At 43.9% G+C, this 14,459-nt stretch carries 10 protein-coding genes; 6 read left to right on the forward strand and 4 right to left on the reverse strand.

The window, feature by feature from the left end:
* The first annotated feature begins 275 nt into the window (after nucleotides 1–275).
* The 3 genes from leuA (at nucleotide 276) to B2089_RS09550 (ending at nucleotide 5,002) form a co-directional block, all read left to right on the forward strand.
* A complete protein-coding gene (gene leuA, locus B2089_RS09540) occupies nucleotides 276–1,946 on the forward strand; it encodes a 2-isopropylmalate synthase (RefSeq protein ID WP_296320371.1) in 1,671 nt (556 codons plus the stop codon).
* Between the two features lie 110 nt (nucleotides 1,947–2,056).
* Nucleotides 2,057–3,583, forward strand: a complete 1,527-nt coding sequence (locus B2089_RS09545; protein WP_296320361.1) for a M16 family metallopeptidase — start codon at nucleotides 2,057–2,059, stop codon at nucleotides 3,581–3,583.
* 12 nt (nucleotides 3,584–3,595) lie between these two features.
* Nucleotides 3,596–5,002, forward strand: coding sequence for a M16 family metallopeptidase (locus B2089_RS09550; protein ID WP_296320359.1), 1,407 nt, complete (start codon nucleotides 3,596–3,598; stop codon nucleotides 5,000–5,002).
* Nucleotides 5,003–5,040: 38 nt separating this feature from the next.
* On the opposite strand, the gene B2089_RS09555 is transcribed toward B2089_RS09550, so the two are convergent.
* From B2089_RS09555 to asnS, 4 genes are all read right to left on the reverse strand, one after another.
* Nucleotides 5,041–5,853, reverse strand: a complete 813-nt coding sequence (locus B2089_RS09555) for a hypothetical protein (RefSeq protein WP_296320356.1) — start codon at nucleotides 5,851–5,853, stop codon at nucleotides 5,041–5,043.
* Nucleotides 5,854–5,976: 123 nt separating this feature from the next.
* A complete protein-coding gene (guaA, locus tag B2089_RS09560; RefSeq protein ID WP_296320354.1) occupies nucleotides 5,977–7,860 on the reverse strand; it encodes a glutamine-hydrolyzing GMP synthase in 1,884 nt (627 codons plus the stop codon).
* A 60-nt stretch (nucleotides 7,861–7,920) separates the two neighbouring features.
* Nucleotides 7,921–9,201 carry a YhjD/YihY/BrkB family envelope integrity protein gene (locus tag B2089_RS09565; RefSeq protein WP_296320351.1) on the reverse strand — a complete coding sequence of 427 codons (1,281 nt, stop codon included), beginning with the start codon at nucleotides 9,199–9,201 and terminating at the stop codon, nucleotides 7,921–7,923.
* 137 nt (nucleotides 9,202–9,338) lie between these two features.
* Nucleotides 9,339–10,787: an asparagine--tRNA ligase gene (gene asnS / locus B2089_RS09570; protein WP_296320349.1), complete on the reverse strand. Its 1,449-nt coding sequence runs from the start codon at nucleotides 10,785–10,787 to the stop codon at nucleotides 9,339–9,341.
* A gap of 89 nt (nucleotides 10,788–10,876) precedes the next feature.
* On the opposite strand from asnS, the gene B2089_RS09575 reads away from it, so the two are divergent.
* Genes B2089_RS09575 through B2089_RS09585 form a run of 3 tightly spaced genes read left to right on the forward strand, consistent with a single transcriptional unit; the run spans nucleotide 10,877 to nucleotide 14,456 of the window.
* Nucleotides 10,877–11,824, forward strand: coding sequence for a TAXI family TRAP transporter solute-binding subunit (locus B2089_RS09575; RefSeq protein ID WP_296320346.1), 948 nt, complete (start codon nucleotides 10,877–10,879; stop codon nucleotides 11,822–11,824).
* A gap of 9 nt (nucleotides 11,825–11,833) precedes the next feature.
* Nucleotides 11,834–12,358 (forward strand): DUF1850 domain-containing protein, encoded by a 525-nt coding sequence (locus B2089_RS09580; RefSeq protein WP_296320344.1) that lies wholly within the window; start codon nucleotides 11,834–11,836, stop codon nucleotides 12,356–12,358.
* Between the two features lie 16 nt (nucleotides 12,359–12,374).
* Nucleotides 12,375–14,456 carry a TRAP transporter permease gene (locus tag B2089_RS09585; protein WP_296320342.1) on the forward strand — a complete coding sequence of 694 codons (2,082 nt, stop codon included), beginning with the start codon at nucleotides 12,375–12,377 and terminating at the stop codon, nucleotides 14,454–14,456.
* Nucleotides 14,457–14,459 lie beyond the last annotated feature (3 nt).

Raw genomic sequence — 14,459 nt, forward strand, 5'->3', positions numbered from 1 at the left:
TCCTAAATGTATTTGGAACGGACACATCTCTTGACTAAAAGGCTTTAAAAAGGGATACTAAAAGCATGATGACTCTATCACTACTACTTTTGCATAATTTTCTCGTAAAATAGCTGAAAGCGTGGTGGTATTGTTTTAATTTTCGTACATTACAAGACCTGTTGCTTTTGGCGGCAGGTTTTTTTTATTGAGGGTTTATTACAAACCCTCAAAACGGCGAAGTCAAGGCTTTAAGCGTAAGTGTGCCTTGACTCGACGTATTTAAGGAGTTTCTTATGAATGCAAAAAAGTACAGACCGATTCCGGCGATTCCGATTGAGAATCGCACATGGCCTTCAAAGAGAATCACAAAAGCGCCAATCTGGTGCTCGGTCGATCTTCGTGACGGAAATCAGGCATTGATTGACCCAATGGGTATCGAGACAAAACTTGCTTTCTTTGAACTTCTTGTTAAATTGGGCTTTAAGGAAGTTGAAATCGGCTTCCCCTCTGCCAGCGACACTGAATACGATTTTATCCGCCGTCTCATTGACGAAAACCGCATTCCTGAGGATGTGACGATTCAGGTTCTCTGTCAGGCCAGGGAAAAGCTCGTCCGCCGCACGATGGAATGTATCAAGGGCGCGCCCAGCGTAATCTTCCATATTTACAACTCAACTTCTCCCGCTCAGCGAAAATACACTTTCAACAAATCAAAAGAAGAAATCATCAAAATCGCTGTTGACGGCGTAAAATGCATCAAAGAGTGCATGAAGGATTTGAGCGAAGAAGACCGCAAAAAGATTCGCCTGGAGTATTCTCCAGAAAGCTACTCAATGACTGAAATCGACTATGCCATCGAAATCTGTGAGGCCGTAGGAAACGAGTGGGGCTGGTCACGCGAGAATAAAATCATCTTTAATCTCCCGACTACTGTCGAGTGCTACACTCCCAACATTTACGCTGACTCAATCGAATATTTCGCCTCAAAAATCTCTCACCGGGATTGCGTCATTATCTCAACTCACTGCCACAATGACCGGGGAACTGGAGTTGCTTCATGTGAGCTTGGTCTTTTGGCTGGTGCTGACCGTGTCGAAGGCTGTCTCTTCGGAAACGGCGAGCGCACTGGAAACCTGGACATCGTAACGGTTGCCCTCAATATGTTCAGTGAGGGAGTTGATCCTGAACTTGATTTTTCAAATCTCCCGGACATCGCCGACGCATATCAGGAATACACCAAAATGGAAATCAATCCCCGCTCTCCTTATGCAGGCGGTTTGGCTTACACGGCTCTTTCTGGCGGTCATCAGGACGCAATCGCAAAGGGCTTTGCTGCCCGTGCAAAAATGAGCGAGGACGCAATCTGGGATGTTCCCTATCTTCTTATCGATCCCCACGACATTGGCCGCAAGTACGAGGGAATCATCCGAATCAATTCCCAGAGTGGAAAGGGTGGGGCCAGCTTCATTCTGGAGCACAATTACGGTTATGCCATTCCAAAGGCAATGCAGCCTGCAATCGGTGACCTTATCAAGGCCAAGAGCGATGCCGCCCAGCGTGAGCTTCAGCCTGAAGAAATCCTCAAATTCTTTGAAGAGCAGTGGATTAACAAAAAAGAGCCACTTTCTGTCCTTGATTTGGCTTCAACTCAAGTGGAGAGCGCAGACGAGAGCGAGCATGTAGCTTGTCGTGCCGTAATCTGCTACAAGGGCGAGAAAATTTCCATCGGCGGCCGGGGAAACGGTCCTTTGGATTCATTCGTTTCAGCCCTTGCCACAACACCGGTTCCGGAATTCAATATTTCTGCCTTCCATGAACATTCTGTGGGTATCGGTAGCGACACTTACGCCGTTGCTTATGTTCAGATTACGATGAAGGATGGCTCTCAGCGCTGGGGTGTCGGAAAGTCATCTAATGTCGGCAAAGCTGGTATTGGTGCTGTTGTAAGTGCTTTGAACCAATAATTTCTGCATTGAATAAATTACAATCTGCGTCTCAATGACATTTTGGATAGCATTGTGACGCATTTTTTTTTTCCTAGCTTTTTTAATAATCTGTGGTACAATGAACATATATGTTCACCAATTTAAAAAAATATTTTTTTCTTCCTGTTTTTTTGGCGTTTTTTCTTCCTCTTTTTTCAGAATCAACGCCTGTCGAAGGCCTTTATCGCTATAAACTCGAAAACGGCCTGGAATTGTTTGTCGCTGAGAATGATTCAGCACCTCTTGCCTACATAGAAATTGCCGTTAGGGCAGGAGCCGTTACTCAAAATCCTCAGAATGCAGGTCTTTTTCATCTTTATGAGCACATGATGTTCAAAGGAAATGAAATGTATGCAGATCAGGACGCTTTCACTGAGGCCGCAAATGAAATGGGGCAGATAGATCAGAACGGCTCGACTGGCATTGACCGAGTAAATTATTATTTTACCATTCCTTCTGCGCTTGTTCGCAGAGGCCTTGAATTTTGGTCTTATGCCATCCGTACTCCAAAAATTGACAATCAAGAGCTTGAGAACGAAAAATCTGTTGTTCTCTCTGAGATAAATGCTGATTTTACAGATCCTGATCACATTCGAGCCGCTGCGATTTATAAAACCATGTTTCCTGATTGTCCATGGAGACTTGATCCGTCTGGAAATCCTGTGGTTATTCAAAATGCAAGCCCAGAACTTTTGCGTGAAATACAGAAAAACTACTACATTCCTTCCAATTCTGCAATTTTTGTCGGCGGCGATGTAAAACATGATGAAGTTTTTGCCTATGTAAAAGAAATTTACTCTGATTGGGAAAATCCTTCGGAAGCACTTCCTTTTGCCCGCACTGTTAATAAGAATCCCCTTTCATCAGAAAAAAAACTGATTTTTGTGAATCCGGGGCTTTCTGACAAAATTATTCAGGTTTCATATTATCTTAGAGGACCTGACGGTGAAATTGATATCAAGGACACTTATTCTGCAGATGTCTGGGTCAATCTTGCCAACAGTCCTAGTGGAAATTTCGTAAAAACATTTGTTTCTGATTCTTCACTCGGAATTCCCGAAAGCGAATATATAGGGGCTTACTATCCAACAAGGCGTGTCAGTGGTCTTATTTCCTTTAGTGCTGCCATGGTTAACGATTACAAAAGTTCTGAAAAATTCAATTTTGGTTTTGGAAATGCTCCTGTCGCAAAGCAGACGAACTTAAATCCTGTGGAAAAATCTGAGAGATTTCTTTCCGTTCTTAAAGAGAAAGCTATTCCAGAAATGACAAAAAAATCTCTTTTCTTTAAAGACAAATCAATCGGTTTTGTTATCCAGCAGCTTGAAGATGCGAGAATTTATGAGATGGAGAGTGCTGAGTCGGTTCTTGCTTCTCTTTCTTTCTTTTGGTCTAGTTGTAGTTCAGATTATTTCTTCTCTTATGACGAAAATATCGCAAAAGTTACTGAAGATGATGTAGTTTCATTTGTAAAAAAATACATGCAGAATAAAAAAGGAGCTTTCATAGTTTCTGTGAGTCCGGGACTTTGGAATGAATATAAGGATTTGTTCTTAGCTTCAGGATATGAGCAAATTTCTGCGGAAAATGCTTTTTGGCAGAATGATATAAAATAATAGGGGAAGGCTATGCAATCAATTAAATCAAAAAAAATAAATAATATAAAAAGATTTTTTCGGAATTTTTCATTTTTTTCAATCTTTCTTGTTTCTTTCTGCTCTCTTGTAGTTTCCTGTGGTTCGACAAAAGTTGAAGATATAGTGCAGATTGATATCGTTGATGCATTCACTCAAAAACATCTTTCAAATGGAATTCCTGTTGTTTTCAAACAGAATCGCGGAAGTAAAATCATTGTTTTTAGACTTGTTTTTGAGGGGGGAGCGAGCGCAATAGACAAGAGTTTGGGCGGAATTGAAGATCTGACTTTAGACTTGGCTCTTCGTGGTTCAGAAAAATATTCCTACGAGACAATAAAACAACTTGAGTACGAAAAGAGTATTTTCCTTTATTCATCATCTGGAAAAGAGTTTTCCACCGTCGGTTTCACTTGTATCCAGAGAGATATGTCTCAGGCTCTTGATTTGCTTTCTGAGTGTGTAAAAAATCCGAAGTTTTCTGACGAAGATTTTAATCAAAAAATGACGGAACTTTCCGCTTCCATCTCTCAGCAAAAGTCTGACCCTAGCGGAGCTCTTTCCCTTGCGCTTTCAAAAGCAGCATTCGAAAATCACCCTTATGCAACGACTACAAGCGTAACCGAAGAATCATATTCAAATATTACAAAAACTCTTGTAAACGGACTTCATCAAAGTCTTCTGAATGCCTTGAGAATTAAAATTGTTGTTGTCGGAAATTTCAGTTCAGAGTTAATCGATGATTTCACAGCATCTCTTGAAGAAAAATTCGGTGATATTCCACGAAAAGCTTATACGGCACCAAAAATCCCGAAAATTACCGTGAAGTCTGGAAAAGTCGCTGTCGCTAACGAGCAGGCTGGAAACACGGGCTATGTCGTCGGTTTGTTTGAATATCCATCTCGTGATTCCAAAGAATGTGTTCCCCTTGCAATTTCTTTGATGTATCTTGATGATTTGCTTTTCTCTCAAGTTCGAGAAAAGGCAGGAGCCGTTTACTCTATTAACACTGGTGTCATCGGAGGAAGAGAGTTGCTCGGTGCGATTTCTGTTTACAAGGCGAGCAAAAAAGAGAACCTGAAACAGTTGATTTTTGACGCTATTTCTTCTTTTGATGCTGACACGCTTGAAAAAAAACTGAACCAGTACAAGAATAAATATATTGCGACTGTGTTCAGTTCTTCGCAGACGGCAGCAGGCCTTGCATCTTCTGTAATTTCAAGCTGGGAATTCCTTGGCTCCGAAAGCGCATATTTGAAACGACCGGAAATCATTGAGTCAGTTACTAAAGAAGAGGTTGTCGCGGCCTACGAAAAATATGTTGTCCCTATTGTTAAAGAAAATGCCGCCCAATGGATTATAGTGGACGGCGAAGAAAATCTTGAAAAATATGATTTTTAGGATGTTATTGATTGCGAAAAGCCTGATTCTTGCGGGATTTAGAGTTTTTCGTAATCGATTCTGTCCAGGTCTATAGATCTGAGTGAGGAACGCAATGATTCCTGCAGATTATTGGCAATGTAGCCACGGATGTTATTGATTGCCTCTGGACTTGTTGATGTATTGAACATGATGACGACAAGAAGAAAGTCACCAGCGGCTTTTATCGCTGAAATTTTGATATCTACTGAGGTTTGAACATTCTTAAGATTGAGAGTGACATTTTCAATAATCTGGTTGATAAATACAGCGTTTGCCTGACCGTTTGACAGTTTTGCAGCGATTCCTACTGAAGAAATATCGATAATCTTAAGTTTGAACATTTTGTTGTCTTTGAGCCATAATAAATCAGCCTGAGAATCGTTGAGACAGTTTGCCCGCACATATTTTCGCATGCCTTTTGCATTTTTTGCGTCCAGAGCTTTTACGATTTCATGAAACATGGATTCTTGGTCTTGGTTGAGTTTGATGAGCCCTGCATCGTATTGTAATTCTGCAAGGAAGTTTGACTGTTTATCATCTGGTAAAACAGGAATCAAAATACCTATATCGAGAGGAGAAAATACACCTTCTTCTTCAAAGGATTTTATGAAGTTATGCCAACCTTTAAGGGAGAGTTGGCTTTCGATAAGAAAAAAACAGATAGAATCTGCGTTTTTTCGCAAGAGAGGCTTTACTTTACGGTAATCTTCGATGGCATAGACTTCATACTCCATGAGGCGAAGTCTGCCGATAACTGAAGCTTCAAAACTCGTGCTTGGGTTGACGAAAAAGACTTTTCGACCATAAATTGATTTTTCTACCTCTGCCATATTACACCTCTGTTTCAGCCTCCCCTATATAAACATTGTGTGTATCAGTTTGCTAGGTGGAGTAGGCTTAAAGCAATATTAATTATACAAGGAAAATTGCGATAACACAACAAATTTCTTGTATTATTCCCAGCCGAAAGTTGCAGGCGGCTTGTTTGTGGCGTCGTAGTAGAGGGCATCCACAAATGGAAGGGCTGCGATTTCGGAGATGATTTTGTTGAGTAAATCCCGGTCAAGCTGGGCAAAGCGGGCAGTCATTACGTCTTCAGAGCAGACCGGTCGCAAAACGAAACTTGCCCTGTCTGGGGCAGAAGCGAACGGCAAATCAATGGTGAGGTGCTGGAAGATTTTGTCGTACCAGCCGGACTCATGTAAATTTTTGAGCACGATGTTGTCAACTTCCCGCAACTGGTCAAGGCGGCGGCGGTCACAGTAGCCTTCCTGAAGGCGCAAGTCCTCGTCCTTGATTTTTGGGTTTTGCCAGAGGGCGATTACACAGCGGTTAAGGAGTTTTGCAGAATTCGTGATGTTGCTTGACTCGTCCTCGATTTTCTTCCAGTGCTTGGGGAAGTGGCAGAAGCCGTTTTCTTCGTCCTTCTTAAATCGGAGAACAGCCGGGAAGCGGTAGGTTCTAAAGTCACCCTGAACGCCCACTGATTTTACAGGAAGCACATATTTTTGCATTGTGGCAGTGCAGTGCTCGCAGAAGTGAGAGATTTTGATAGAATCCAGCTCTTTCTGGGCTGCTTCCAGCTCTTTTTTGTCCTCGTCTGAAAGAATGCCATTTGAGCAGAGAACATTGATTGAAAGTCCGGGGCCGGGGAAAGGATGGCGCATCACAAGCTCTGAGTCCAAGCCCAGTTTTTTTCCGATGGCGCGAACTTCGTCCTTGTACAAATCTTTGAGCGGCTCGATAATCAAGCCTTTTGCGATGAGCTTTTGGATTCCATCAACGCGGTTGTGGTGGGTCTTGATTGTGTGGGAATTCTTGGTTCCGCCTGACTCGATGATGTCCGGGTAAAGGGTTCCCTGAGCCAGCATCCAGTCGTCTTCGTTGAGTTTTTGTGCTGAAACGACCGAGTTGCGCACGGTGATGAAGTTTTCTCCCACGGCCATGCGCTTTTTCTGCGGGTCGGTGAGGCCTTTGATGGCGGCGAGGAAGCTTTCGCTTGCGTCTTCAACGATAAAATTATTGAAACCGAATTTGTGGTAGGCTTCGGCGACATTCTTTGACTCGTTCTTTCGCATGAAGCCGTTGTCGATGTGAAGACCCAAAACCCGCTCCTGCCCCAAAGCCTTGTTAAGAAGGGCAAAGGCCACGGTTGAGTCAACGCCGCCGCTCAAAAAGAGAAGGACATTTTTGTCGCGGGCGTCTTTTTTGATTGTGTCAAGAATGTGGGCGAGAACCGTGTCTTCGTCCCAGTTAACTTCCATGCCGCAGATGTCGGCGAAGTTCTTGAAGATTTTGTTGCCTTCCGGGGTGTCCTTTACTTCGCAGTGGCACTGGAGGCTGAATCGTTTTTTTGAGAGATTTTGCAAGGCGGCGAAAGGACAGTCTTTTGTCGTTCCGATAACCTCAAAGCCCTCTCCCAAAGAAAGAACGCCGTCCTGATGGCTCATCCAAACCTGAGTGGTGTGCGTGACACCTTTAAAAAGAGGGGAAGATTTTCCCGCCTCGTTTAAATTCAATTCTGCAAAGCCGAATTCACCCACCTCAGCCTTGCCGACCTTTCCGCCGTAAGAATAAGACAAAAGCTGGTGGCCGTAGCAGAGACCTAAAATCGGGATGTCAAGTTCCAAAATCTTTTCGTTGAATTCAGGCACATTGTCTTCGTAAACAGAAGAAGGCCCGCCAGAAAAAACAACGCCTTTCGCTCCCTCAAAAACGCTTAAATCAGCTGAAGGAAGGGCGATTTCTGAATAATAACCCAAGGCGCGGAATCTTTTTGCGATAAGGTGGGCATACTGAGAGCCAAAGTCAAGAACGACGATTTTAGAACGATTCATATATTCTCCAAAAAATAGTATTCACAGATTAGCACAGATTGGCAGGGATTTCTATAGATTTTAAAAGAAAGGACTGATTTGCTTCAGAACTTTCTTTGCCGCTTCGGGATTCTGATGCACGAGGAAGCGGAATCTCTCGCTTTCGATTTTGATGATTCGGGTGGAAATTACGGCTACGGCGGTGGTGGCTCTTTTTTGATCCAGAATGCAGGAGGTTTCGCCGAAAAATTCTCCCCGGTGTGCGAGAGTCTGAGTCTCTTCGCTTTCGCCTTCAGAAACGAATTTAACAGTTCCCTTGATTATATAGTAAGCGTAATTGTCTTCTGACCCAGATTCGAAAATTATGTCCCCAGGATGATAAGAAAAGACATTGCTTTTGTTTTTGGCAATCAAAAAGTCCGGCCGGATAAAGAACATTCTTTTAAAATCCGCGGCAAAACCTTTTTGTTCGATTTTTGGAAGCATATAAAGTTCACCAAGCAAGAGTTCGTCGAAAAATTGAATCACATAAATAAACTGAGCAAATACAAGGAAAAATACGAAGAAGAAGAAAATATCCATGAAAAGGATGATTGCCTGACCAAGAACTCCGTAAATAAGATTGTAGCGGCTGACATCCAGAAAATAATGGAGAAGCAAACGAAATACCCAAAATGAAGCTGTACAGAGAATGCTTATGAATATACAGAGCAGAAGTGACGGCTTTGTGCCAGAGGCAGATTTAAATAGAACGCTTATGACTATAAAAATCATAATATTTGGAAGAAAATTCACGAGTTTTCCTGAGAGAAGTTCTTCGTAAATAAAGGAAAGTTGAGGGATATTTTTAAGTATTTCGATGGATGAAATTGTCTGGAGTGAAATATAGGCAAAAATAACAGCTGAAGCAATTAAGACTATAAGAAGTTCTGTGAGGAAAGATAAAATCTGGTTGAAAAAGGCCTTTCTTTTTGTTTGGGTATGAAAAATATTTTGCATGGAGTCAAAAATGGAGGCAAAAAATCGGCGGGCAATCCACAAAATAAAAATTCCAGCGATAATCTCAAAAGAACTTACTGTTCGGATTGCCTGTACGGAGTGAATTATAGCGGCAGAATTAAAATACATCTCCAGTTCTGGAATTGCCGAAATAATAGCAGTGACTGTATCTGGAGAAGCATGAAGAAAACGCACCAACACCATGACAATCATGATGAAGAGGGGAATGACCGAAAACAAAAAACTGAAAGCACATGAACCGGCAAAAGACAAAAGCCGGTTCTGCAAGAAGTATTTCGTGGTCAAGAAAATACTCTGAGAGAAAGTGACGAATGTGATTTTGCGCGGATTTTTTTTGCTCATAAATAATTTGACGCGGATGGACGCCGATGAACACAGATGAGATTTTTGTTATACGAAAACCTTTCGTATTATCACGAAAGACTTTTCTTGTAGAAATTTATATCTGCGTCTATCTGCGTTAATCTGCGTCTAATACTTTAGAAATCTGCCAGTTTTGGTGCCCGTGGGTAAGGAATTACATCGCGAATGTTCTGCATTCCTGTTACATAGAGCAAAAGTCGCTCGAAGCCCAAGCCGAAGCCTGAGTGGGGGACTGTTCCGAACTTGCGGAGGTCAAGGTACCAAGAATAATCTTCTGGTTTTAAGCCCAGTTCCTTGATTCGGTTCAAGAGCTTGTCGTAGCTTTCCTCGCGCTCGCTTCCGCCGATGATTTCACCAAGGCCCGGAACCAAAACGTCAACTGCCTTGACGGTTTTTCCGTCGTCGTTGAGCTTCATGTAGAAGGCCTTGATTTCCTTAGGATAGTTGTAGACCATGACCGGGCATTTGTAGATTTTTTCGGTCAAGTATCGCTCGTGCTCTGTCGCCAAATCACAGCCCCAGTAAGGCTTGAACTCAAATTCGTCGGCGTGTTTTTCAAGCTCGGCCACGGCTTCTGTGTAGCTGACGCGCTTGAATGGCGTTTCCACCACATGGCGGAGAGTGTCGATGACTCCCGGCTGGATTCGTTTGTTGAAGAATTCCATGTCCTCTGAGCATTTTGTAAGAGCCCAGTTCAATAGATATTTGATGAATTCTTCCTGAATGTCCATGTCGTCGTTAAGGTCGAAGAAGGCCATTTCCGGCTCGCACATCCAGAATTCTGCCAGGTGGCGGGTTGTGTTTGAGTTTTCGGCGCGGAAGGTAGGCCCGAATGTGTAGACCCGGCCCAGAGCCGTTGCCAGAGTCTCGGCTTCAAGCTGACCTGAAACGGTGAGGGAAGCCTGCTTTCCGAAGAAGTCCTTGTTGTAGTTGACGAGTTTTGCCGCGTCTTCTTTTTTCATGCCTGCAGCTCCCTTTTCGATGGCAGTTTCGGCAAGTTTTTCAAGGCTCAAAGTTGTAATCTGGAACATTTCGCCGGCTCCCTCGCAGTCAGAGCAGGTGATTTCAGGAGTGTTGATGTAGTAGAAGCCCCGCTCCTGGAAGAATGTGTGAAGGGCAAAAGCCATCTGGCTTCTCATACGGAAAACCGCTCCGAAAGTGTTTGTGCGCGCGCGGAGATGTGCGTTTTCACGAAGGAATTCCATTGTGGCGGCTTTTTTCTGAATTGGGTAGTCAGAAGGACATTTTCCCAAGACTTCAAGTGTCTCAAGGTTGACTTCCACAGCCTGACCTGAGGCCGGTGACTCAATGAGTTTTCCCGTGGCCTTGAGGGAGGCTCCTGTAGAGATATTGGAAATCGCCTCTTCGATGGAAGCGGCTGTATTATTATTTGAAGGATTTGAGCGGTCAAAAGTGAGCTGGATATTTGCAAAGCATGAGCCGTCGTTCACTTGAATGAAGACGAGGTTTTTAGAGTCGCGAATAGTGCGAACCCATCCGCAGACGGTAACGATTCTTCCGTCTGGTTTTGAAGTAAGAAGGTCTTTGATAAGTTCTGTTTTCATAATTGTTGATTCTAGCACTTTGAAAGCGTTGAAACAACACCCATTTTTATAGTAAAATACCACATACTATTTAATGAAGAGGTTTAATCATGAAAAAACTTTTTGTTTTCGCTTCTGTTTTGGGCGCACTCCTTGCACTCACTTCTTGTAACGAAAAAAAGAACTACATTCTCGCTACTGGCGGCACTTCAGGAACTTATTATCCTTTTGGTGGTGCCATCGCTAACATCTGGAACACAAAAATCGAGAATATGAATGTAACGGCTCAGGCAACTGGTGCTTCTGCCGAGAACTTGCGTCTTATCTCAAACGGCGACGCAGAATTTGCTACCGTTCAGAACGATGTAATGGATTACGCTTACCGTGGCTCAGACATGTTTGCAGGTCAAAAACTTCCAAATCTTGCTTCCATCGGTACTTTGTACCCTGAAGTTGTTCAGATTGCGGCTTCAAAAACAAGCGGAATCAAATCAATCGCTGACTTGCGTGGAAAGCGTGTTTCTGTTGGTGACGCAGGCTCTGGCGTAGAATTCAACGCAAAACAGATTCTCGAAGGCTATGGTCTCACATTCGACGACATCAAAAAGAACAATCTTTCATTCAAAGAATCAGCAGAAGGCTTGCAGAACGGCACTCTTGACGCTTGTTTCGTAACAGCCGGCGTTCCAAACTCTGCTTTGCAGGAACTTGCTTTCACGGCAGGTCTTGAACTTATTCCTGTTGGCGGAGCTGAAGCAAATTCAATCTGCAACAAATATTCTTTCTACACAAAAACAACTATTCCAGCTGGCACATACAAAGGCACTGATGTTGACACAGAAGCTCTCGCTATCAAAGCAACTTTGGCTGTAAACGCTAATCTTGATGAAGCTACAGTATATGAAATGACAAAGGCTTTGTTTGAGAATCTTGATGAACTTGGTTCCGCTCATGCAAAAGGAAAGGAAGTTTCGGCAAAATCTGCTGTTACAGGTATTTCTGTTCCCTTCCATCCTGGTGCTGCAAAATATTACAAAGAAATCGGCGTTTTGAACTAAGCGCAATTAATGAAAAAAGTTTTTTTACTGATGGCACTTGCGCTTTTGCTGGCAGTGAATTTGCCGGCGGTGCGGGTGCTGTCGATTTCTAATCGCAAGAATCTTTCAGAAAGAATTTATTCACGCTCTGCAATGGCGCGGGGCTTTGTCATCAGTTATACACATTCTGTGAACAAGGGAAGGGTGCATGATTTTTATTTCCCTCTTAAATCTGGGGAAATGGAGCTTTCAATGACGGAATTTGTCTCTTACGGGGCGGGAATTCCAGAAAGTTCTGAGACCGAGGGCGCCCGCTTCCGTGTGACAAAAAACGGCTATGTGATTGAGAATTTGCACAGAGTCCTTCCCAGGCTTTTGATGGCTGTGGGCGTGGTGGCTGAACATTCTCTTGCAATCCCGGACACTTCCGAGCTGCTTGATACGGATTTCAGCAAGGAATTTTTTCTAAAAGATTTTTTCAAACCTCAGACGAGCCTTGTTTTTGAGGTAAGACGAGTCTCGCTGGTGAGTTATTTTATGACGAAAAAGATATAAAAAAAGGAGCACGAGAATGAGCGACGAAGTTGAGAACACGAAAGAAAATCCCCTTGTGGAGAGTTTGCTTCCGACTACAAACGAAGATGAGATGAAAAAACTCATGCAAGATTTGGACAAGGAACAGGCTTACCGTGAGCATAAGTGCTGGCGACAGAGCATTACAGTCATCGTTTCGGTTGTTTTCTGTTTCTTCCAGTTATATGCGACTTTAAGCGGCACTATCCCGGCTCAGCTTGTGCGTGCCTCTCATTTGGCATTCGTGCAGTTCCTTGCATTTTTGCTCTTTCCTGCCACAAAGTCCATGCCGAAAAACACCCTTCCTCTCTACGACGTTATTCTTGCCTTCGTGGGGGCGGGCTGCTGGTGCTATTACATCATCAATTTTCATGAGATTGTCATGAGGGCTGGTGCTTACACTGCGATTGATATCATTGTGGGAATCATCGGAATCATCATCTTGTTTGAATCTTGCCGCCGAATCGTGGGTTTGCCGATTATGATTATCGCTGGGGCATTCATAATTTACGCTTTTATCGGAAAATATCTTCCGGGCTTTTTGAATCACCGAGGCTACAAACTCACCCGCGTTGTCAGTCATTTGTATTACACCACCGAGGGAATTATGGGCACTCCCATTGGAGCCTGCTCAACTTTCATCTTCCTTTTCATCATGTTCGGCTCTTTCCTTGAAAAAACTGGAATCGGTCAGTTCTTTATCGATACATGTAACGCTATTGCGGGCGGGGCCAGCGGCGGACCTGCAAAAGTCGCTGTCCTTTCATCGGCTCTTCTGGGAACGGTTTCGGGAAGCTCTGTCTCAAATACGGTTGGTTCTGGTTCTTTTACAATCCCGATGATGAAAAAACTGGGCTATCGCGGAGAATTTGCTGGCGCGGTTGAGGCGGCGGCTTCCACTGGCGGTCAGCTCATGCCTCCGATTATGGGTGCAGCTGCTTTTCTTATGGCAGAGAGTGTAGGAGTTCCCTATCTTACTGTCGTAAAGGCTGCTATTATCCCGGCCTTGCTCTATTTTGCGGGCATTTTTATCACTGTTCATCTTGAGGCTCACAAACTGGGCTTGAAGGGCTTACCAAAAGAAGAAATTCCCCGCTTTTTGCCGCTTTTCCTTTCCCGCGGTTACATGATTCTTCCTTTAGTCGTTATTATCTACTTCCTTTGTTCTGGAAAGACGGCCACTTACTCAGCCCTTATGGGAATCCTCTCGATTATTATTATTGCAATTGCGGTATCTCTCCTTGATGTCGCAAAAGGAAATAAACCCCGATTTGCTCTTAAAGACTTGGTTGAGGTTCTCTGTGCTGCTGCCAGGGGAATTATCAGTGTGGCAATTGCCTGTGGCATGGCGGGAATCATTATCGGTGTGGTCACTCTTACGGGGCTGGGATTAAAACTTGGGGCAGGCCTCGTTGCCCTTGCTCACGGAAAACTTTTTGTCACCCTGATTTTGACTATGGTTTCTTCTATTATTTTGGGAATGGGCGCTCCAACCACGGCCAATTACCTCATCACATCAACGATTACGGCCAGTGCGATTGTGCGTTGCGTCTATGGTGCGGGAAGTCCAAGCCCGGAGCAGCTTTTGCCGGCCCACATGTTCGCTTTCTATTTCGGAATTATCGCCGATGTTACGCCACCGGTTGCCCTTGCGGCCATAGCGGGAGCGGCAATAGCAAAAGCCCGTCCTATGCGCACTGCGGTCAATGCCACAAAACTTGCAATCGGGGCTTTTATCGTTCCGTACATGTTTATCTACAATCCGCAAATGCTGATGTTGGGAGCAAATGCCCTTTCAATCCTCGGTATTACGGTCACGGCTTTGCTGGGAATGTTCGCTATTTCAGTCGGTCTTGAGGGCTATGCCTTTGCACACACTGGCTTCCTCAATAATTTCAATCTTGCTCTTCCTGCCAAAAAAGCGGCTTCGGTAGTTGAGCGTCTTGCTTTCCTTGCGGCGGGCTTGTGCTGTATCGATCCAAATCCAAAGACTGATGTTTTCGGAATCGCTTTCCTTGTCGCTCTCCTTGCCTTGCAGGTTTTACGACTAAAGCGAAACAAGGCTCTTGTAGAAGGCTAAATT

Origin of the sequence: Treponema sp. UBA3813, from assembly GCA_002368605.1 — a bacterium.
Taxonomy (GTDB): domain Bacteria; phylum Spirochaetota; class Spirochaetia; order Treponematales; family Treponemataceae; genus Treponema_D.